The organism is Amycolatopsis sp. NPDC114503, from assembly GCF_055633655.1.
Genome location: NZ_JBVKDT010000004.1, coordinates 252,536 through 271,191, shown reverse-complemented (window position 1 = coordinate 271,191; position 18,656 = coordinate 252,536). Strand labels below are relative to the sequence as shown.

Genomic DNA, 18,656 nt, shown 5'->3' with positions numbered 1-18,656 from the left:
CGATCGTCCGCACGGCCCGGCTCAGCGGTCGCTCCAGCCCCAAAGGTAGCCCGGGACCTCGTCCGGACTGCCTTCGACGCCGAAATCGCCGCGATAGAAAATCATCGGCCTTTCGTCGGCGCCCGGGTCGAGCGCGAGCACCCGGCCGAGGACGACGTCGTGGTCGCCCGCGCGGTGCACAGTCTCGATTTCGGCGTGCACGCGCAGCAGAACATCGGGTAATTCCGGGGTGCCCCACCGGGAAAGCTCCCAATTCAGCCCTTCGAAGCGAAGGCCGCGACGGGATCCGAAGCGACCGCAGAGGTCGGCTTGCGGTTCGGCCAGCACGTTCACGCAGAACCGCCCGGCGGCCCGGATGCGCGGCCACGCCCGGCCGTCGCGGTCGGCGCAGAACAGCACCAGCGGCGGTTCCAGCGACACTGACGTGAAGGATTGGCAGGTGAACCCCACCGCCTCGCCGGCGTCGCCGCCGGTCACCACGGTGACGCCGCTGGCGAACCGGCTCAGCGCGCGGCGCATCTCCAGCGGGGTCGGTGCTTCGGTGGCTTGCATGGCTTCGACGGTAAAAGCCGCGAGCGTCCATGGCTTCCGGCTCTCTCGGTGACCGGGACTGCGGGCCCGCGCGCGTGCGGCGACTGGCTAGCTTCGGCGGCATCCCGCACCCACGAGCAAGAGGTCAGCCATGCCGGAACTGAGCCACGACGCGACGCTGCGCGAACTCCGCACCGACCGGGGCGTGCTGCGCTACCACGAAGCAGGCGACGGCCCGCCGGTCGTGCTGCTGCACGGATCCGGTCCCGGCGTCACCGGATGGCAGAACTTCCGGGCGAATCTGCCGTCGTTCGCCGCGCATTTCCGGTGCCTGATCCTGGAATTCCCCGGATTCGGCGTGAGCGACCCGGTCGACGCGCCGCCGATGCCCGCCGCCGAACGCGCGGTGCTCGACCTGCTCGACGGGCTCGGCATCGCCGCCGCCGACCTCGTCGGCAACTCGATGGGCGGATTCGTCGCCACCCGCACCGCGATCGAGCGTCCGGATCGCGTTCGCAGGCTGGTGACCGTCGGCGGGATGGGCACGAACATCTTCAGCCCGGCTCCGGGCGAGGGGATCAACCTGCTGACCGAATTCGTCGAGGACCCGACGCGCGAACGGCTCGTGCAGTGGCTGAACTCGATGGTTTTCGATCGCGGCCTGATCACCGAAGAGCTGATCGAGGAGCGGTGGCGGCTCGCGACTGCCGCGGATTCCTTGGCCAGCGCCAAGAAAATGTACGGCAAAGGCGTGCTGCAGGCTCAGGCGGCAGCGGCCTTCGACGTCACCCCGCTGTGGGCTTCCTTGCGCAAGATCCGCGCCCGCACCCTCATCACCTGGGGCCGGGACGACCGGGTCAGCCCGCTCGACATGGCGTTGCTCCCGATGCGCACCATTCCCCATGCGGAACTGCACATTCTTCCGAATTGCGGCCATTGGACGATGATCGAGCAGAAAGACGCCTGGGAAAGCGCCGTACTCGCGTTCCTGCTGCGGAAGGACGGCGAGTGATGGACCGGGACTCCTGGGACTCGGAATACGATTTCGTCGTCGTGGGGTCGGGCGGCGGCGGAATGACCGCCGCACTGGCCGCCGCGGCGGCCGGGCTGGACGTGCTGATCGTCGAGAAGGGCGCGATGTACGGCGGCTCCACCGGGATTTCCGGCGGCGGCATCTGGATCCCGAACAACCCGGCGCTGCGCGCGGCCGGGCACGACGACAGCCGGGCGTCGATCCGCCGCTACCTCGACCTGCTCACCGAGGGACGGGTGCCCGCGAAGAGGCTTGACGCGTATGTCGACCACGGCCCGGCGGCGATGGAACTGCTGGAGCGCAGCAAATGGCTGCGGTTCTTCTGGGTGAAGGGTTACGCCGATTACCACCCGGAGCTGGAGGGCGGCCGTCCGCTGGGCCGGTCGGTCGAGGCGAAGCCGTTCGACACCCGGAATCTCGGCGAGGACGAGCGGCACCAGCGGCCGAACACCATGAAGGGCCCGCTCGGCCTGTGGGTCACCGCGAAGGATTACCACGACCTGGCGATGGTCAAGCGCACTTGGCGCGGCCGGTGGGCGTCGGTGATCGCGGCCTGGCGGGTGTCGTCCAATGTGGTGCGGCGCCGGCACATGGCGACCGGCGGGCGTGCGCTGGTCGCGCGGTTGCGGATGGCGTTGAAGGACGCCGGGGTCCCGCTGTGGCTGCGGTCGCCGATGACCGAGCTGGTGGTCGAGGACGGCCGGGTGACCGGGATCGTCGCCGAACACGGCGGTGCGCCGCAGCGGATCCGGGCCCGCCGTGGCGTGCTGCTGGCGACCGGCGGCTTCGAACACAGCGCTGATCTGCGGAAACGCTATCTTCCGGAAGCCGCCTGGGACGATTGCAGCGGCGGCGCGCGGGAGAACGTCGGCGACGGCATCGAGGCCGGTCTGGGCGTCGGCGCGGCCACGGACCTGATGGACGACGCGTGGTGGATGCCGTCGGTGCGGCACCCGTCCGGCGCTGTCGTGCCGCTGGTGTCCGAACGGTCGATCCCGCGTTCGGTCATCGTGTCGGCGGAGGGAACGCGGTTCACCAACGAGTCCGCGCCGTATGTCACCTTCGTGCATGCGCAACTCGAGGGCGGACACGTGCCCGCTTGGTTCGTGATGGACTCGAAGGCCCGCGCGCGGTATCCGTTCGCGCAAATCCTTCCGGGCGCGCCGATTCCGGAACCGTACTACGCGGCGGGAATCGCGCACCGCTCCGAGACGGTGGCTGGCCTTGCCGAGAAGATCGGTGTTCCGGCGGACGCGTTGACGGAAACGGTCAAGCGGTTCAACGGTTTTGCCCGCGCCGGCGCGGACGGCGATTTCGGGCGGGGCGAGTCCGCCTACGACCGGTACTACGGCGACCCGACCTTGCCGAATCCGTGCCTCGACGTGATCGATCGGGGGCCGTATTACGCGTTCCGGATCGAGGTGGGGGACCTCGGCACCAAAGGCGGCCTGGTGTGCGACGAGAACAGTCGCGTCCTGCGCGACGACGGCTCGGCGATCGACGGCCTGTACGCCACCGGCAACACGACCGCCGCGGTGATGGGCAACGAATACGCTGGTCCGGGCGCGACGATCGGGCCGTCGATCGTCTTCGGCTACCTCGCGGCGCAGCACGCGGCCGCGCGCTCGGCGTGAGTGTGATGGCTGTGCTGCGCGTGCGGGTAACCGAGGTGATCCGCGAGACTGCCGACGCGCATTCGCTGGTGCTGGAACCGGTCGACGGCAGTTTCGACTACCTGCCCGGGCAATTCCTCACGGTGCGGATTCCGTCCACTGAGGACAGTGTCGCGCGCTGCTATTCGCTCTGCAGTTCTCCGCACTGCGAGGAGCCGCCGAGAATCACGGTCAAGCGCACTGCGGGCGGGTACGGGTCGAATTGGTTGGTGGACAACGCGGTTGAGGGGACCGTGCTGGAGGTGCTGCGGCCGTCGGGCACGTTCACGCCGCGGTCGCTCGACGCTGATGTGCTGCTGCTCGCCGCGGGCAGCGGGATCACGCCGGTGATGTCGATCCTGAAGTCGTGTCTGCGGGCTGGCTCCGGGCGAGTGACGCTGGTTTATGCGAACCGGGACGAACAGACGGTGATCTTCCGCGACGAGCTGTTGCGGCTGACGAAGGAACATCCGGAGCGGCTGACCGTGCTGCACTGGCTGGAATCGGTGCAGGGGCTGCCGACCGAGGCCGGGCTTCGGGCGTTGACGGCACCGTATCGGGAGCGAGCGGCGTTCCTCTGCGGACCTGGCCCGTTCATGGAACTGGCTTCGTCGGTCCTTAATGGACTCAGTGTGGAAAGCGTTACCGTGGAAAGGTTCACGTCGCTCACCGGTGATCCTTTCGCGCTCGTGGCAGTGGATGAGTCCGGCCCGGCGAGCACGGTGGAAGTCGAACTCGACGGCGAGACGCGGACCTTGCGCTGGCCACGAGAGAATGCGTTACTGGACGTCCTTCTGGCGGCAGGTTTGGACGCGCCGTTCTCGTGCCGGGAAGGTGCGTGCAGCGCCTGCGCGTGTGTGCTGGTGAGTGGCGAAGTGGACCTGGCACGCAACGAAGTCCTCGACGCGCGGGATCTCGCGGACGGATTGATTCTTGCTTGCCAGGCCCGGCCCCGGACGGACGAGGTCAAGGTTACTTACGACGCTTGATCGATTCCGGTGAGCGGGATCGCCGCCGCGCCGGGCGAAGCGCGAGTGGCAGCGTGCGACGGGTGCACCGATTCGAGAACGCGAAAGTCCTGCTCACCGGTGGTGGTTCGGGGATCGGCCGAGCCACCGCGCTCCGTCTCGCGGCCGAGGGCGCGACTGTCTTCTCTGTCGACGTCGACCATTCCGGGCTGCCGGATACCGAACGGATCCTCCTGCATCAAGCCGATGTTTCCGACGAGACCGCGATTTCCGCCGCAGTCCGCGCCGCGGCGGCTGAACTCGACGGACTCGACGTGGTCGTCAACGTCGCCGGAATCCACCGCACCACTCCGATCGCGGAGCTGACGGTCGCGGACCTCCGACGGCTCTACGACGTGAACCTGATCGGCACCGCGCTGTGCTGCCGGGAAGCGTTGCCGCACCTGCCCGACGGGCGTGGGGTGATCGTGAACGTGTCCTCCAGTTCCGCTACGCACGGAAACCCATACATGACAGCCTATTCGGCGAGCAAAGCCGCGGTGCTCGGGTTCTCGCTGAGCCTGGCGGCGGAGGTGATCGACCGCGGCGTCCGGGTGGTCGTCGTGTCGCCGGGCACCGTCGCTACACCGCTGGTCGGCGAGGAAGTCCTGGCCGGTCTCGACATCTCCTATTATCGCCGGATCCGCTCTCCGATGGGCCCGGCGGAACCGGACCAGATCGCCGGGACGATCGCCTTCGCCGCGTCTGCCGACGCCGGATACCTGACCGGCGCGGAAATCCGAGTGGACGGCGGTTCGCACATCTGAGGGGATTCCCGGTGAGCGGGATCGCGCCGGGACCGCCGGGAGGCCGTGATTACGCTCACGTCGATTCCGGCCTCATCAGCGCGGGACCTCGTATTCCGGCGGGGATTCCCCTGATCACTTCTGGAAAGGGACCGGCATGGCACTCGACCTGAATCCGGCGAACGGACCTGTTCCCCGCGGGCGGATCATCGCGGTCTGCGCGCTGATCATTCTGCTCTCCGAAATAGCCACGTTCGAAATCCTCATGGTGTATCCGGCGCTGCCCGGGATGGCCGCGCATTTCCGGACCCTCGACGTGGCGCAGGCGGCCTCGGTGGTGACGCTCGCCGGCGCGGTCGTGCTCCCGCTCGCGGGCAAGGCCGCCGACCGCTACGGCAAGAAGCGGATCATCCTGGTGATGGGCGCGGTCTTCCTGCTCGGCAGCGTCGTGTGCGCGACGACCGACGTGTTCGCGCTGCTCCTGATCGGCCGTCTGCTGCAGGGCAGCCTGGTCGGCATCGTGAACATTTCCTACGCTCTCGTCCGCGACGTCATCCCGCGATCCTACGTTCCGGTCGCGCTCGGTTCGGTGGTCACCGGAATCGGCATGGGCGCGGTCGCCGGGCCGTTTCTCGCCGGATGGCTGATCGACAATTTCGGGTTCCGCAGCGTGTTCTGGTTCATGGTGGTCTATGTCGGCGTCCTGCTGCCGCTGCACGCGTGGCTGGTGCCGGAAAGCAAGGTGCGGGTCAAATCGTCGTTCGACATTCTCGGTGCGATTCTGCTGGGGGCGAGCCTCGGCATTCTGCTCGTCGCGGTCGGCAAGGGCGGTACGTGGGGCTGGGGTTCGACGACCACGGTCGGCGCGTTCGGCATCGGAGTGCTGCTGCTGGCCGCTTTCGTGCTGCGCGAACTGAAGGCCAAGGAGCCGCTGATCGACCTGCGAGTGCTGGTCGGCCGCAAATTCCTGCCGACTGTGGTCGCCGTCGGGCTGGTGTCGTACATGATGAACGCACACGGCATCCTCAGCCCGACCATGTTCGAAACCCCGCACCTCCCCGGAAACACTTACGGCGTCGGGCTTTCCGCGTTGCAGCTGGCACTGTGGACGTTCCCGCTCGGCGTAGTGGGCATGGTCGTCGGCCCGCTCGGCGGCTATTTGTCGAAACGGATCGGCGCGCGACAGGTGCTGCTGGCGTCCAGCCTGTGCTTCCTGGCGGTGATGTTCCTCGGCTCGCGGATGTTCACCGTGCAGTGGCAGGTCGCGATCACCAGTTTCGTCGCCGGGTTCGCGGTCGGGTTCCTGCATTCCTCCAACGCGAACCTCCTGCAGGACGCCCTGCCCGAGCGACTCGGCGGCGCGGGCAACTGCATCGCCGGCGTGATCGCGATGCTGGCGTCGTCGGCCGCGGTGACGGTGACCGGCGCGATCATGGCCGAGCACGTCCGGATGACGCTTCCCCGATCGCACGCGGTGATCTACGGCGACGCCGCGTTCACCCAGTCCTACCTGTGGGCGGGCGTCGTCGGCGTCTTCGGGGTGGCGATCATCCTGCTGATGAAACACGGCCGCAAACCCGCGCTGGGCGGGATGGTCGAGGAGAACGACACGACCGCACGAGTGACGGTCTCGCAAGCCTGACAACAGCCATACTGCGTCGCGTGGAGCAGGCGGTGCGGGCTGAGGACGGTACCCGGCTTTGGGCGGAGCGGACGGGCGACGGCGAACCAGTCGTCTTCTGCCACGGCGGCCCCGGGTTGTGGGACATGATGGCGGACGTCGCGGCTTCCCTCTCGGGAGCCGCGACGGTCTGTCGCTGGGATCAGCGAGGATGCGGCCGGTCGCAGCGGCGGGGGCCGTACTCGGTCTCCCGGACAGTGGCCGATCTCGACGCGGTCCGAGCCCATTTCGGCTGGGATCGCGTCGCGCTGCTGGGGCATTCGTGGGGCGCGCAGCTGGCGTTGCGCTACACGCTGGCGCATCCGGACCGCCTGACGAAGCTGGTTTACGTCTCCGGCACCGGGATCGACGACGACTCGACCTGGCACGCGGACTACCAGCGAAACCTCCGCGACGCGCTCGGCGGGCATTTGGCGCGCTGGGAGTCGCTGAGGGACCGGGAACGGAGCGCGGAGGAGGACCGGGAGTACTGCGTGCTGCAGTGGTCCGCTGACTTCGCTGACCCGGAGCGTGCGCTGCAGCACGCCGAAGCCATGGCCGACCCGTGGTTCGGCGTGAATTTCGCGTGCAATGCGGCCCTGAACGGCGAGCGTTCGCCAGATCTGCGTGGTCAGTGCGAAACGCTGAGGGTGCCGACGTTGATCGTGAACGGGGCTTCGGACATCCGGCCGCGCTGGAGCGTGGACTCGCTTGAGCGGGCGTTGCCGGTGGTCTCGCGCGTTCAGCTGCCCGCCGGTCACCTGCCGTGGGTCGAGGACCCGACCGGCTTCCACGCCGCAGTCAGCGAGTTCCTGGCCGGTCCGTGAAGGGCTCCTTGAGGGAATCAGATTCGCTCAAGGAGCCCTTCACGGACCGGCTGGCTATCGCGGCGGGAGCAGGTTTCGCGTCGCCTCGTGCGCGGCCAGCGCCAGTTCCGCGCGCGGGAACCCGCTTCGCTTCTCCGCCGCGGCGAGATTTCCGCCCGCTACCCACACCGGGCCGTCCGCGAGATGCGCCAGCCCTTCGCGCGCGACGTCGTCCGGCTCGGCCACGTTCAGTCCCGGCAGGTCGAACGCCAGCCCGGCCCGCTCCATCGCCGGCGTCCGGGTGACGCCCAGAACCAGCTCCAGCACGTCCACGCCGCGCTCCCGCATCTCCAGCCAGAGCCCCTCGGCGAACACCCGGCTGAATGCCTTCGCCGCGGAGTACACGCTGATCTCCGCCTGCCCGAGACACCCGGCCAGTGAACCCACCAGCAAGATCCCACCACGCCCACGTGAAGCCATCAGCGCACCGAAGTGATATGTCAACGCGAGCTGCGCGGTGATGTTGAGGTCAATCACCCCGCGCACCCGCGACAGATCGCCGGTCACGAACTCATGCCCGTAGCTGTTCGCGCCCGCGTTGAAGATCAGCAAACCGACTTCAAGCCCGTCAGTCACTTCCCGGATCGCCGTCAGTGCCTCCGGATCGAGCAGATCCACTGGCACAGTACGAACTTCCACGCCCCGAGCTTGTACCGCCGCCGCTGTCTCCGCCAACGGCCCAGGTTTCCGCGCGATCAGCACCAGGTTGATCCCGGCGTCGGCGAGTTGATGCGCGAAGGACGCGCCAACGCCTTCGGAACCACCCGCGATCACGGCCCACGGTCCGTATTTATCGACCATGCTCATTCTCCGGCCACCGGAATTCCGCCGTCCGCGACAGCCCGGTCAATCGAATCCCGCAGCGCATGACAGCCGCGGAACAAGTCGTCCGGACAAGCCGATCGTTCGACACACTGCGCGGAAGCCCTGGTATCCCACTGGATGCTCGTCTGATGCCAACTGCTCTTGCGCACCTTCAGCCAAGCCTCGCACGTTCCACATTGGACTGGCCGCATCGGCTCGTCCAGCAGCCGGTTGTCGGCGCGGACCGCCATCAGACGTGCTCGCTGGTCCGGCGGCTGAGGTTCTCCTCGACCTCCTCGCGCCACGCGGCGTTCGGCTTCGCGGTGTCCAATTCGAACTCGAACCGCTCGGTCATCTCCGGCGTGACGTCCGCGACGTCCACATAGAACTGTTCGTACCATCGCCGCAGCTGGTACACCGGGCCGTCTTCCTCGCACAGCAGCGGGTTCTCGATCCGGGTCTTGTTCTTCCAGATCTGTACATCCTGTTCGAAGCCGATCCGGATGAAATCGCCCATCTTGCGCGCGGTCGCTTCAGCCTCCGGCCCGGAGAGCTTGTCCGTGCGCTTGACGATGATCCCGTACTGCAGCTTGAAAGAGGTGGCGCTGACCGGGTAGTGGCAGTTGATGAGCACGGCGTCGATGTCCATGCCCTCGTAGTGATATGTCAGCTCGTCGATCATGAAAGACGGCCCGTAGTAGGCGGCGACGGAGGTGTTGCCGAGCGACTTCGGCTGGCCGTCCTTCGCGGGCGGACGGACGTCTTCCCGGCTCGTCCCGCGCTGCAGCTGCGTGGCGACGTGTCCCTCGAAGATATTCTTGAAGTACGTGGGGAAAGCGAAGTGGACGTAGAAGAAGTGCGCCATGTCCACGACGTTGTCGACGACCTCGCGGCAGTTCGTGTCGACGTGCGTTTCGTACCAGGTCCAGTCGGTCCAGTCGTCGCGCGTGGCGCCCTCGATGCGCGGGATGACGACCTCGGGCGGCGGCGGATTGCCCTCCGGGTCGTTCCAGACGAACAACATCTTGTCCTGCACCAGCGTCGTCCACGCCGCGGTGCGCGCCCGCAGCGGAACCCGGCGGCTGTAGGGAATCTGCTTGCACCGGCCGTCGCCGCCCCAGCGCCAGTCGTGGAACGGGCAGGCGACCTCGTTGCCCTTGACCGTGCCCTGCGACAGATCGCCGCCCATGTGCCTGCAGTACGCGTCGAGCACGTTGAGCTTGCCGTCCTCGCCGGCGAACACCACGAGCTTCTGCCCGAACGCGGTGATCGGATGCGGCTTGCCGTCGGCGAAGCTCTCGGCCAGCCCGAGACAGTGCCACCCGCGGGCGAACCGCGTGGGTGCCGCGCCGGCCTCGATCACGCGGACCTCGTCCGGTGCCGGCTCCACTGTGGTCATCGTCGGATCTCCTTCCAGTGCCTCGCTTCTGCGAGACTGAACGTAGAACGGCGGGCGGTTCCGGCACCGGTGATATCCCAGTGATCGAGAGTCCTTTGTGGACGATCAGTTCCAGGCGGGTTCGGCGGTGCGCGGCCGGACCATCGGATAAAGCTCCTGAGTGACCTGCCGCGCGGCGACCACGACCAGCGGCGCGACGCGCTCCAGCGCGGTCTGCGCGTCGCCGACCAGGGAGATCGCGGCTTCCGGCCCTTCCGGTCCTCGGATGGCGGCGGCGACACAGGAGATGTCGGAGAAACACTCGCCGCGTTCGAAGGCGAGACCGTTGCGGTCGCGGATCCGGCCGAGTTCGCGGTGCAGCGTCACCATGTCGCAGATCGTCCGGCTGGTCTGGCGGCCGAGCGCCGGCATGATCCGGTCCTCGACCTGTTCGGCGGGCAGCCACGCGAGCATCGCCTTGCCGAGCGCGGTGCACTGCGCGGGCGCGCGGCCGCCGACGCGCGACGGGACGACCGCGGCGAACCGGCCGCCGACCTTGTCGAGATACCGGACGTCAGCGCCGTCGAGGATCGCGAGGTGCGCGACCATCCCGGTGCGCAACTGCAGTTCGTGCAGGACGGCCGCGGTCGCCTCGCGCAGTTCGAGGTGGTTGCCGCCGGTGCCGCCGAGGTTCAGCGCCCGGGCGCCGAGCGCGTACCCGAACGACGAATGCGACAGCCACTGCAACCGCACGAGCTGGTCGAGGATGCGGTGCGCGGTCGAACGGGGGAGATGGGTCGTGCGCGCGACCTGCTCGAGGGTGAGCCGGGTGCTCGGCGCGTCGAAGGCGTCGAGGATCAGCGTCATCCGCTCGACCATCGACGGCGGCAGAGTGCGGTGCTGCGAGACATCCGAGCCGAGAGGGTCCGTTTCGATCGCGACCACCGTCATGCTGTGCTCCTCGCGGACGAATTGAAATCATTTCTAGTTTTGAAGGTAACACGGCGGCCTCCCGGGGCGTCAACACGCGGCGGGTCACGACTGCGGCACGGCTCCCGATCAGCGGGAGAAGCCGCTCGCGCCGGCCCGGCGGCCGGTAGGCATGGCGGCATGGACATCGGCCTCGTGAGCCCCGTGGTGACCCGGCTGCCGGGCGACCCGAACGCCTGGGAGGACACCGCCGGCATCGAAGACCTGGCGCGGATCGCGGAGGTCGCGGACCGGCTCGGGTTCCATCACCTGACCTGCAGCGAGCACGTCGCGGTGCCGGTCGCGGTCGCTCAGCAGCGCGGCTCGACGTACTGGGATCCGCTCGCGACGTTCGGCTTCCTGGCTGCTCGTACCAGCCGGATCCGGTTGGTCACGCAGGTGCTCGTGTTGGGATATCACCACCCGCTGGAGATCGCGAAGCGCTACGGAACGCTCGACACGGTCAGCGGCGGGCGGCTCGTGCTCGGTCTGGGTGTCGGGTCGTTGCGGGAGGAGTTCGAGCTGCTGGGCGCGTCGTTCGAACAGCGCGGCGAGCGGGCCGACGACGCGCTGCGGGCGCTGCGGGCCGCGTTGTCGCAACGGCTTCCGGAGTATCACGGGCCGCACTACGACTTCGCCGGGCTGATCGTCGAACCGCATGCGGTGCAGGCGAAAGTCCCGCTGTGGATCGGCGGCCGAACCAAGCGCTCGCTCCGGCGGGCGGTGGAACTGGCCGACGGTTGGGTGCCGTTCGGGCTGTCGCTGGAGGAACTGCGCCGGATGCTCGACACCGTTGAGCCGCCGGAAGGTTTCGAGGTCGTGCTGTCGCCTGGACGCCCGCTGGACCCGAGCACGGCCTCCTGCCGGGATCGGCTGGCCCGGGTCGTCGAAGCCGGGGCGACGACGGTCAGCGCGCGGATCGCCGCGAACTCCGCCGACCACTACTGCGAGCAGCTCGAAGCGCTCGCCGAGCTAGGAAGCGAGGTCTGAGGTGGACCGGATCGCCCAGTTGGAAGCCCGGCTCGCGCGACTGGAGGACGAACGCGAGATCAGCAGGCTGATCGCCGCGCACGGACCGCTGGTCGACGCCGGCGCGGCCGAAGACGTCGCCGCGCTGTGGACCGAGGACGGGGTATACGACGTCGACGAGCTCTACCTCGAAGGCCGCGAACAACTGGCCCGGATGGTCCAGTCGAGCGCCCATCAGGGCTGGATTTCCGGCGGTTGTGCGCATTTCGTCGGCCCGCCGCACGTGACCGTCGACGGCGACACGGCGATCGCGGTATGTCACTCGCTGATGGTGGTATATCAGGACGACCGCTTTGTTGTCCGGCGCGCGACGGCGAACCACTGGGCGTTCGCCCGCACCGACGAAGGCTGGAAGGTCACCCGGCGCACCAACCGGGTTCTCGACGGACGGGCCGAGTCGCCCGGGCTGCTGCGGCAGGGCGCGTACGGCGAGCCGGCGTTCCTCTGAGCCGGTCCCGGTCACTGGAATCGGCCCGGCGCTTACGGCGGTGAGCAGGCACAATCACGCCGCACCGGTGCGCGAGGAGGGAGACCTTGATGAGCCTCTCCACCGATCCTCGGCAGGCGGTGGCGGAGCTGACCGCTCCCGGCGGGTCGTGCGAACTGCGCACCGAAGAGGTGCTGGGCGTGCCGATGACGGTGTTCGCCCATCGCGCACGGTCGCTGGGGGAAGTGCTGTCCGCTTCAGTGCGGCACGGCGATCGCGAGTATCTGGTGACGGCCGACCGCCGGATCACCTTTGCCGACCATGCCCGGCAGGTGGCGTCGGTGGCTTGCGCGCTCCGCGAGGAGTACGGGATCGGCAAGGGTGACCGGGTCGCGATCGCGGCGGCGAACAGTCCGGAGTGGGTGGTCGCGTTCTGGGCGACGGTGTCGCTGGGCGCGATCGTGGTCGGCTACAACGCGTGGTGGTCGCGGCCGGAGTTGGAGTACGCGCTCGGCCACACACGACCGTCTCTGGTGGTCGCTGACGCGAAGCGGGCCGCACTGCTGGACGGTGTGCCGGTGCTGACCGTCGATGAAGATGTGCCCCGGCTGGCCCGCTCTCGGCCGGATGCACCGCTGCCTTCCTGCGCGGTCGCCGAAGACGATCCGGCGGTCATTCTCTATACCAGCGGCACGACCGGGCGTCCGAAAGGCGCGGTGCACACGCACCGGAATCTGACGTCGGTGATCGAATTCCACCGCCTGAACAGCGAAGTCGCGCGAGTGCTCGGCGATCCGATAGATCCGTCCGCGCGACGGTATCTGCTCGGGGTGCCGTTGTTCCACATCGCCGGACTGCACAACCTGGTCGTGCCGCGGCTGGCCGACGGCAGCGCGGTGGTGGTGCACCAGGGCGGTTTCGACGCTGAGCGAGTGTTGCGACTGGTCGAGGCTGAGCGCGTCACGAACTGGGGCGTCGTACCGACCATAGCGCACCGTCTGCTGGAGCACGGAAACCTCGATCGGTACGACCTTTCCTCACTAACCGCTTTTACTCTCGGCGCTGCGCCCTCTTCTCCCGCTTTCCAGCAACGACTGCGCGAGGAACTTCCGGTGGCTGAGCAGGGATTAGTCGACAGCTACGGCCTGACGGAATCGTCCACGGCGATTTCTGTTGCCGCTGCGGCTGATCTCGCGGCTGCACCGGGCACTGTCGGACATCCGATCGCGACGGTGGAACTGGAGATCCGGGACGCTTTCGGCGAGGTAATGCCCGACGGCAGCGTGGGGGAGATCTGCGTGCGCAGCCCGTTCACGATGCTCGGCTATTGGGAGGACCCCGAAGCGACCGAGGCCGCTATTGACGGAAAACGATGGCTGCACACCGGGGATATCGGTGTTCTTTCCGGCGGTCAACTGCGGCTCACCGCGCGCCGGTCGGATTTGATCCTGCACGGCGGGGAGAACGTTTATCCGGCCGAGGTCGAGAACGTGCTGGCTGAACATCCGGCGGTGCAAGAATGCATTGTGCTGGGGGTGCCGCACGCCGACCTGGGCCAGGAAGTAGCCGCGGTGGTGGTTGTGTCGGCATCGGTCGACGAGGAGGAGCTGCGGGCGTTCGCGGCGGAGCGGCTGGCGTATTTCAAGGTCCCGTCGCGGTGGCGGATCGGGACGGAGCCGTTGCCGCGCAACGTGACCGGCAAGGTGGTGCGAAGCCGGGTGCCGCGGCCCTGATCCCGTTGACCGGGAGCGCGTCCGCGCGCTCTGGTGCTCCGCTGGGAGGCTCGGGGCAGCCGGGGCCGCATCGCCATCGGACCGGAGAAAGGGAAGCGCCATGACCCATCCCGCTCTTGCCGCGATCGACCAGCGCGCGGACGAGATCGCCGCGCTCGGGCCGGAGAACGAGCGGCTCGGCCGGCTCGCTGACGAAGCGGCCAAAGCGCTCCGGGAAACCGGCGCGATCAAAATGCTCCAGCCCACCGATTACGGCGGCGCGGAAGCCCATCCTCGCGAATTCGCGGAAACGGTGATGCGGCTGGCGTCGCTCGACGGGTCGACGGGCTGGGTCGCCGGGATCGTCGGCGTGCACCCGTGGGAAATGGCGCTCTGCGACCGTCGGGTGCAAGAAGAAATCTGGGGCGCAGACAACGACACCTGGATCGCGTCGCCGTACGCGCCGATGGGCGTGCTGAAACCGGTCGACGGCGGGTATGTCTTCAGTGGACGGTGGCAGTTCTCGTCCGGAACCGACCACTGCGACTGGATTTTCCTCGGCGGATTCCTCGGCGACGCGGACGGCAATGTCGTGCAGCCACCCCGGAATTACCACGTAGTCCTACCCCGCGCGGACTACGAGATCGTCGAGGACACCTGGGATGTCGTCGGCCTGCGCGGCACCGGCAGCAAGGACATCGTCGTCAAGGACGCATTCATCCCCGAATACCGCGCGGTCCCGTTCAGCCGGATGACCGACGGCAGCGCGTTGCGCGAATCCGGCCGCACCAACCCGACGTACGGCGTCCCGTTCACGACGATTTTCCCGCTCGGCATCACGTCCGCGGTGATCGGCATCGCCGAGGGTGCGCTGGCCGCCCATCTGGCATATCAACGCACGCGCGTGCAAATCACCGGCACGCGGGTGAAGGACGATCCGTATGTGCTGTTCGCGATCAGCGCCGCCGCCGAGGAGATCAAAGCGTCGCGAATTTCCATGCTGGACAACGTTTCCCGGTTCTACGACAAGGCGGCTGCCGGTTCGCCGGTGACGCTCGCCGACCGTGCCGCGTCGCGCCGCACCCAGGTAGCTGCGGCGTGGCGGGCGGTGCGCGCGATGGACGAGGTGGTCGCCCGCAGCGGTGGCAACGGCCTGCGGATGGACAACCCGATCCAGCGCTTCTGGCGAGACGGCCACATGGGCCTGGCGCACGCGATCCACGTGCCCGGTTCGGTGTTCCACGCATCCGCGCTGACCGACCTCGACGTCGAGCCGCCGCCCGGCCCGATGCTCTCGATGATCTGAACTCTCTTATCCCGCAAGGAGTTTCGCCATGACCGAGATCCGAGGACTCGGATACCTCCGGGTCCAGAGCCGGGACCTGCCGCGCTGGCGGGAGCTGACCGTGGAGGCGCTCGGCTTCGCCGAAACGTCCGGTCCGGTTCCCGGCGGCCTGTACCTCCGGATGGACGAACGCGAGGCACGGCTGATCGTGCTGCCCGGCGAGGACGACCGGGTGCTCGCGGTCGGCTGGGAGGTGCGAGACCAGTTCGCGCTGGCCGGGGTCGGGCGGGCGGTGGAAGCGTCCGGAACCGCGGTGAAAGTGTTGTCGGAGAAGCAATGCCGGGAACGCCGCGTCGATTCGGCGATCACCTTCGACGATCCGTCCGGCACCCCGGTCGAGGTCTTCTTCGGCCCGGTCCTGGACCACGACCCGGTGCGGACGAAGTGGACGCAGCAGTTCGTGACCGGCTCGCAGGGCATGGGGCACGTGGTGCTGCCGACGACGAACTTCGCCGAGGTCGAGACGTTCTACACCGAGGTGCTGGGCTTCCTCCCGCGCGGCGCGGTCTCGATGAGCGGCGCGGCCCCGGACCAGAAACCGCGCCGGGTGCGGTTCATGGGCGTCAACGAGCGCCACCACAGCCTGGCGATCTGCCCGGCCCCGCACGGCGAACCGCCGGGCCTGGTGCACCTGATGGTCGAGGTCGACTCCCTCGACGCCGTCGGCCGCGCCCTGGACGAGGTCGGCAAGCGCGGGTTCTCGGTGTCGTCGACGCTGGGGAGGCATACCAACGACAAGATGGTGTCGTTCTACGTCCGCGCGCCCGGCGGCTGGGACCTGGAGTACGGGACCGAGGGAATGCTGGTGGACGAGCGGTTTTATACGGCGGAGGAGATCACGCGGGACAGTTATTGGGGGCACGACTGGTCTGGTTCGGAGCAGCTGGCCGCGTTCACTCCGCCGAAGTAGCTGGCGGAGTCTCGTGAGTGGCGATTCCGGTTCTCACCGGCATCGCCACTCACGACCCCAGGCCGCGGCACCGCTGAGCCGTCCCGATGCCGATATCAGGGATCCAAGCCGCGAAATGCCCTCACAGACGGCAGCCCCCGGTCCCCGACGGAGGCCGAGCCGGTCGGCCCGAGCCGACGCACCTCATAGCGGCGTCTCAGGCCCCTCGCTCGGGGTTCTGACCGAGGCGAACACTCACGAGGCCTTTTCCCAGATCGAGATGTGCTGCTCGCTCTCGTGCGCGAACGGCTCACCTGTCCAGCTTTCCCACCGCGACCGCAGCCGCAACCCGGCGAGTCGTGCCATCAGATCCAGCTCCGCGGGCCACGCGTACCGGAACGGAATCGCCCGGAACTCGCCGCGACCGTCGGCCACTCGCGCGTGGTACGAACTCATCGACTGCGTGGAGACGTCGTAAAGATCGAAGCCCCAATGCGTCGCGCTCAGCTCGAACGGCACGACGGTCTGCCCGGGCGGCAGCTTTCGCAGGTCCGGCACCCCGACCTCGATCACGAAGCACCCGCCCGGCTCGAGATGCGCCGCGGCGTTGCGGAAACAGGCCACCTGCGCGTCCTGAGATGTCAGGTTGCTGATGGTGTTGTACACCAGATAGGCCACCGAGAACGTGCCCGCGACCCGGGTCGTCGCGAAGTCGCCGATCGTCACTTCGATCGCGTCACCGCCCGGTTTCGCGCGCAACCGCGCGGCCATCGCGGACGACAGGTCAATCCCCGCGACCGGCACTCCCCGCGCGGCGAGCGGCAGCGCGATCCGGCCGGTGCCGATGCCGAGCTCCAGCGCGCGACCGTCCCCGGCGAGCCCGGCCAGGACGTCGATCGCCGGATTCACCGCTTCCGGCGCGAACATTTCGGCTGACGATTCGTCGTACCGCGCAGCGACACTTTCCCCGAAGTAATCCTCCACTCCAGCGACGGTAACCGGCACTGGTGCGGAGCGCAGGTCATTTTCCGGCCCGTGCCACTAGATCGTCGACCGCCCGGGCGGCGAAAGCCATCGCCGTGCCCAGCGGAATTCCCGGTCCGGGGTAATACTTCCCGGTCATGGACGCCGCCGAATTGCCGACTGCGTAAAGACCTTCCACCGTCGAACCGTCCTCGCGCAGCACCCGCGCGTCCGGATCGGTCACCAGCCCGCCCTTCGTGCCCAGATCCGACAGCACCAACCGCGCGGCGCGGAACGGCGGCCGATCCACCGGCACCAGCACCGGATTGGCGAAATGCCGCGCATACTCGTCTTCTCCGCGGCCGAAATCCGCGTCATGCCCGGCTTCGGCGAACGAGTTGAACCGGGCAACGGTCTCCGGCAGCTCCGGCGCGTCGATCAGCTTCGCCAGCTCCGCGAGCGTCTCCGCCTCCACCCACGTGCCCGCTTCCAGATGATCGTCAGGCCGTCCGCCCGGCAACGCGATAGCGGGCAACCGATCGCCCTCGCGGCTGTCGAACACGATGTGCGACGGGACTCGCCGTGCCGGGTCCGCTGCCATCTCACGGCCCATCTGGTCGTATGGCAGCGATTCGTTCGCATACCGCCGCCCGTCGCGGTCCACGACGATCCCGCCGCGGAAGCCGAGCGTGAACGACGCGCCGCCGTCGGGCATCGCGATTCCCGGGCACCACCAGCCCTCGTCCATCAGGTCGACGGCCGCGCCCAGCGCGATCGCCGCCTCCAGAACCTGGCCGCGGTTCGTTTCCTCAGGTGCCATCGACCAGGCCGCCGATCCCGGCACCCCGGACTGTTCCCGCAGGTCCGCGTTCCGCTCGAACCCGCCCGCGCCGATGAGCACGCCGTAAGTCGCCCCGATCCGCCGCGGGCCGACGCCGACCACCCGGCCGTCCTCGACCACCAGCTCGTCGACCGGCGTCCCGGTGAACACGGTGCCGTTGCCGGTCGCGTCGAAGGCCATCAGCAGTCGTCCGATCAGCGCGCGTCCGCCGTCCAACGGGGCGTCCCGGTGCCCGCGCCCGGTGCGGTCGCGGTCCACCGGCGGACGCACCAGCTCCGCGCGTTCGCCCAGCTCGGACAGCGGCAGGTCGACCGGCACGAACGAGCGTCCGCCGGGGACCCGGCCCGGACGGTCGAAGTAGTCCGGGAACGCGCGCCATTCGAACTCGAGCGCCGGGTCCGCCTCCAGCGCAGCGACCAGTTCCGGTGCCTTCGCCAGGAACGCCTCCTGCCGCCCGGTGCGGTCCTCGCCGAGCAGTGCGCGCAGGTACTCGCGCGCGGCGGCGGTGGAATCCGCGACACCGAATCGCTCCTGGACCTGCGTGCCCGGCAGCCAGCAGGCCGCGCCGGAGTACGCCGACGTCCCGCCGAGCCGGCCGGCGCCCTCGACCACCGCGGTGCGCAGTCCCGCCCGCGCCGCGAGGTACGCGCCGGTCAGCGCGCCCGCGCCGGAGCCGACTACCACCACGTCGAACTGGTCGTCGAAAGCCATGAGTCCTCCAAGTCGTCGCGACCCGGCGAGCCAACCGCATCCGCGGCGCGCCGGGGCGCGCTCATCCCACTCACCGGTAGCGGCGGCGCCCGG

At 68.5% G+C, this 18,656-nt stretch carries 17 protein-coding genes; 11 read left to right on the top strand and 6 right to left on the bottom strand.

From position 1 onward, the window contains the following. Positions 1-21 precede the first annotated feature (21 nt). On the bottom strand, positions 22-552 hold the full coding sequence (locus ACZ7OI_RS18455; RefSeq protein ID WP_470265415.1) for a flavin reductase family protein: 531 nt from the start codon (positions 550-552) through the stop codon (positions 22-24). Between the two features lie 130 nt (positions 553-682). Between ACZ7OI_RS18455 and ACZ7OI_RS18450 the strand changes: the two genes are divergently transcribed. The 6 genes from ACZ7OI_RS18450 to ACZ7OI_RS18425 all read left to right on the top strand — a co-directional run bounded on the left by ACZ7OI_RS18450 (position 683) and on the right by ACZ7OI_RS18425 (position 7,456). Further along, positions 683-1,543, top strand: a complete 861-nt coding sequence (locus ACZ7OI_RS18450) for an alpha/beta fold hydrolase (protein ID WP_470265414.1) — start codon at positions 683-685, stop codon at positions 1,541-1,543. Next, positions 1,543-3,198 carry an FAD-binding protein gene (locus ACZ7OI_RS18445; RefSeq protein WP_470265413.1) on the top strand — a complete coding sequence of 552 codons (1,656 nt, stop codon included), beginning with the start codon at positions 1,543-1,545 and terminating at the stop codon, positions 3,196-3,198. Before ACZ7OI_RS18450 ends, ACZ7OI_RS18445 begins: the two co-directional genes overlap by 1 nt. Positions 3,199-3,200: 2 nt before the next feature. Beyond that, complete coding sequence (locus tag ACZ7OI_RS18440) at positions 3,201-4,205, top strand: 2Fe-2S iron-sulfur cluster-binding protein (protein ID WP_470265979.1); 1,005 nt, start codon at positions 3,201-3,203, stop codon at positions 4,203-4,205. A gap of 62 nt (positions 4,206-4,267) precedes the next feature. Next, positions 4,268-4,990 carry an SDR family NAD(P)-dependent oxidoreductase gene (locus ACZ7OI_RS18435; RefSeq protein WP_470265412.1) on the top strand — a complete coding sequence of 241 codons (723 nt, stop codon included), beginning with the start codon at positions 4,268-4,270 and terminating at the stop codon, positions 4,988-4,990. 136 nt (positions 4,991-5,126) lie between these two features. Next, the gene (locus tag ACZ7OI_RS18430; protein ID WP_470265411.1) at positions 5,127-6,611 is read left to right on the top strand and encodes an MFS transporter; all 1,485 of its coding nucleotides are present in this window, start codon (positions 5,127-5,129) and stop codon (positions 6,609-6,611) included. Between the two features lie 20 nt (positions 6,612-6,631). Next, the gene (locus ACZ7OI_RS18425; protein ID WP_470265410.1) at positions 6,632-7,456 is read left to right on the top strand and encodes an alpha/beta fold hydrolase; all 825 of its coding nucleotides are present in this window, start codon (positions 6,632-6,634) and stop codon (positions 7,454-7,456) included. Positions 7,457-7,510: 54 nt separating this feature from the next. On the opposite strand, the gene ACZ7OI_RS18420 is transcribed toward ACZ7OI_RS18425, so the two are convergent. The 3 genes from ACZ7OI_RS18420 to ACZ7OI_RS18410 all read right to left on the bottom strand — a co-directional run bounded on the left by ACZ7OI_RS18420 (position 7,511) and on the right by ACZ7OI_RS18410 (position 10,628). After that, complete coding sequence (locus ACZ7OI_RS18420; RefSeq protein ID WP_470265409.1) at positions 7,511-8,302, bottom strand: SDR family NAD(P)-dependent oxidoreductase; 792 nt, start codon at positions 8,300-8,302, stop codon at positions 7,511-7,513. A gap of 247 nt (positions 8,303-8,549) precedes the next feature. Further along, positions 8,550-9,698: a Rieske 2Fe-2S domain-containing protein gene (locus tag ACZ7OI_RS18415; protein WP_470265408.1), complete on the bottom strand. Its 1,149-nt coding sequence runs from the start codon at positions 9,696-9,698 to the stop codon at positions 8,550-8,552. Positions 9,699-9,803: 105 nt separating this feature from the next. Further along, positions 9,804-10,628, bottom strand: a complete 825-nt coding sequence (locus ACZ7OI_RS18410) for an IclR family transcriptional regulator (protein ID WP_470265407.1) — start codon at positions 10,626-10,628, stop codon at positions 9,804-9,806. Between the two features lie 159 nt (positions 10,629-10,787). Between ACZ7OI_RS18410 and ACZ7OI_RS18405 the strand changes: the two genes are divergently transcribed. The 5 genes from ACZ7OI_RS18405 to ACZ7OI_RS18385 all read left to right on the top strand — a co-directional run bounded on the left by ACZ7OI_RS18405 (position 10,788) and on the right by ACZ7OI_RS18385 (position 16,069). Beyond that, on the top strand, positions 10,788-11,636 hold the full coding sequence (locus tag ACZ7OI_RS18405) for an LLM class F420-dependent oxidoreductase (RefSeq protein ID WP_470265406.1): 849 nt from the start codon (positions 10,788-10,790) through the stop codon (positions 11,634-11,636). A 1-nt stretch (position 11,637) separates the two neighbouring features. Beyond that, positions 11,638-12,123, top strand: coding sequence for a nuclear transport factor 2 family protein (locus ACZ7OI_RS18400; protein ID WP_470265405.1), 486 nt, complete (start codon positions 11,638-11,640; stop codon positions 12,121-12,123). Between the two features lie 89 nt (positions 12,124-12,212). After that, positions 12,213-13,835 (top strand): steroid-24-oyl-CoA synthetase, encoded by a 1,623-nt coding sequence (gene casG / locus ACZ7OI_RS18395; RefSeq protein ID WP_470265404.1) that lies wholly within the window; start codon positions 12,213-12,215, stop codon positions 13,833-13,835. Between the two features lie 100 nt (positions 13,836-13,935). Then, positions 13,936-15,120 carry an acyl-CoA dehydrogenase family protein gene (locus tag ACZ7OI_RS18390; protein ID WP_470265403.1) on the top strand — a complete coding sequence of 395 codons (1,185 nt, stop codon included), beginning with the start codon at positions 13,936-13,938 and terminating at the stop codon, positions 15,118-15,120. Between the two features lie 28 nt (positions 15,121-15,148). Next, positions 15,149-16,069, top strand: coding sequence for a VOC family protein (locus ACZ7OI_RS18385; protein ID WP_470265402.1), 921 nt, complete (start codon positions 15,149-15,151; stop codon positions 16,067-16,069). A 234-nt stretch (positions 16,070-16,303) separates the two neighbouring features. Here ACZ7OI_RS18385 and ACZ7OI_RS18380 read toward each other — a convergent pair whose 3' ends face one another. Together ACZ7OI_RS18380 and ACZ7OI_RS18375 are read right to left on the bottom strand one after the other, a co-directional pair. Then, positions 16,304-16,975, bottom strand: coding sequence for a class I SAM-dependent DNA methyltransferase (locus ACZ7OI_RS18380; RefSeq protein WP_470265978.1), 672 nt, complete (start codon positions 16,973-16,975; stop codon positions 16,304-16,306). A gap of 94 nt (positions 16,976-17,069) precedes the next feature. Beyond that, positions 17,070-18,563, bottom strand: a complete 1,494-nt coding sequence (locus ACZ7OI_RS18375; protein ID WP_470265401.1) for an FAD-binding protein — start codon at positions 18,561-18,563, stop codon at positions 17,070-17,072. Between the last annotated feature and the right edge of the window lie 93 nt (positions 18,564-18,656).

Excerpts from the sequence above, each read along its gene's own strand:
- ACZ7OI_RS18375 (WP_470265401.1), bottom strand. The coding sequence starts at position 18,563 with ATGGCTTTCGACGACCAGTTCGACGTGGTGGTAGTCGGCTCCGGCGCG.
- ACZ7OI_RS18385 (WP_470265402.1), top strand. The coding sequence starts at position 15,149 with ATGACCGAGATCCGAGGACTCGGATACCTCCGGGTCCAGAGCCGGGAC.
- ACZ7OI_RS18445 (WP_470265413.1), top strand. The coding sequence starts at position 1,543 with ATGGACCGGGACTCCTGGGACTCGGAATACGATTTCGTCGTCGTGGGG.
- ACZ7OI_RS18380 (WP_470265978.1), bottom strand. The coding sequence starts at position 16,975 with ATGTTCGCGCCGGAAGCGGTGAATCCGGCGATCGACGTCCTGGCCGGG.
- ACZ7OI_RS18430 (WP_470265411.1), top strand. The coding sequence starts at position 5,127 with ATGGCACTCGACCTGAATCCGGCGAACGGACCTGTTCCCCGCGGGCGG.
- ACZ7OI_RS18420 (WP_470265409.1), bottom strand. The coding sequence starts at position 8,302 with ATGAGCATGGTCGATAAATACGGACCGTGGGCCGTGATCGCGGGTGGT.
- casG (WP_470265404.1), top strand. The coding sequence starts at position 12,213 with ATGAGCCTCTCCACCGATCCTCGGCAGGCGGTGGCGGAGCTGACCGCT.
- ACZ7OI_RS18455 (WP_470265415.1), bottom strand. The coding sequence starts at position 552 with ATGCAAGCCACCGAAGCACCGACCCCGCTGGAGATGCGCCGCGCGCTG.
- ACZ7OI_RS18390 (WP_470265403.1), top strand. The coding sequence starts at position 13,936 with ATGACCCATCCCGCTCTTGCCGCGATCGACCAGCGCGCGGACGAGATC.
- ACZ7OI_RS18450 (WP_470265414.1), top strand. The coding sequence starts at position 683 with ATGCCGGAACTGAGCCACGACGCGACGCTGCGCGAACTCCGCACCGAC.
- ACZ7OI_RS18415 (WP_470265408.1), bottom strand. The coding sequence starts at position 9,698 with ATGACCACAGTGGAGCCGGCACCGGACGAGGTCCGCGTGATCGAGGCC.
- ACZ7OI_RS18410 (WP_470265407.1), bottom strand. The coding sequence starts at position 10,628 with ATGACGGTGGTCGCGATCGAAACGGACCCTCTCGGCTCGGATGTCTCG.
- ACZ7OI_RS18405 (WP_470265406.1), top strand. The coding sequence starts at position 10,788 with ATGGACATCGGCCTCGTGAGCCCCGTGGTGACCCGGCTGCCGGGCGAC.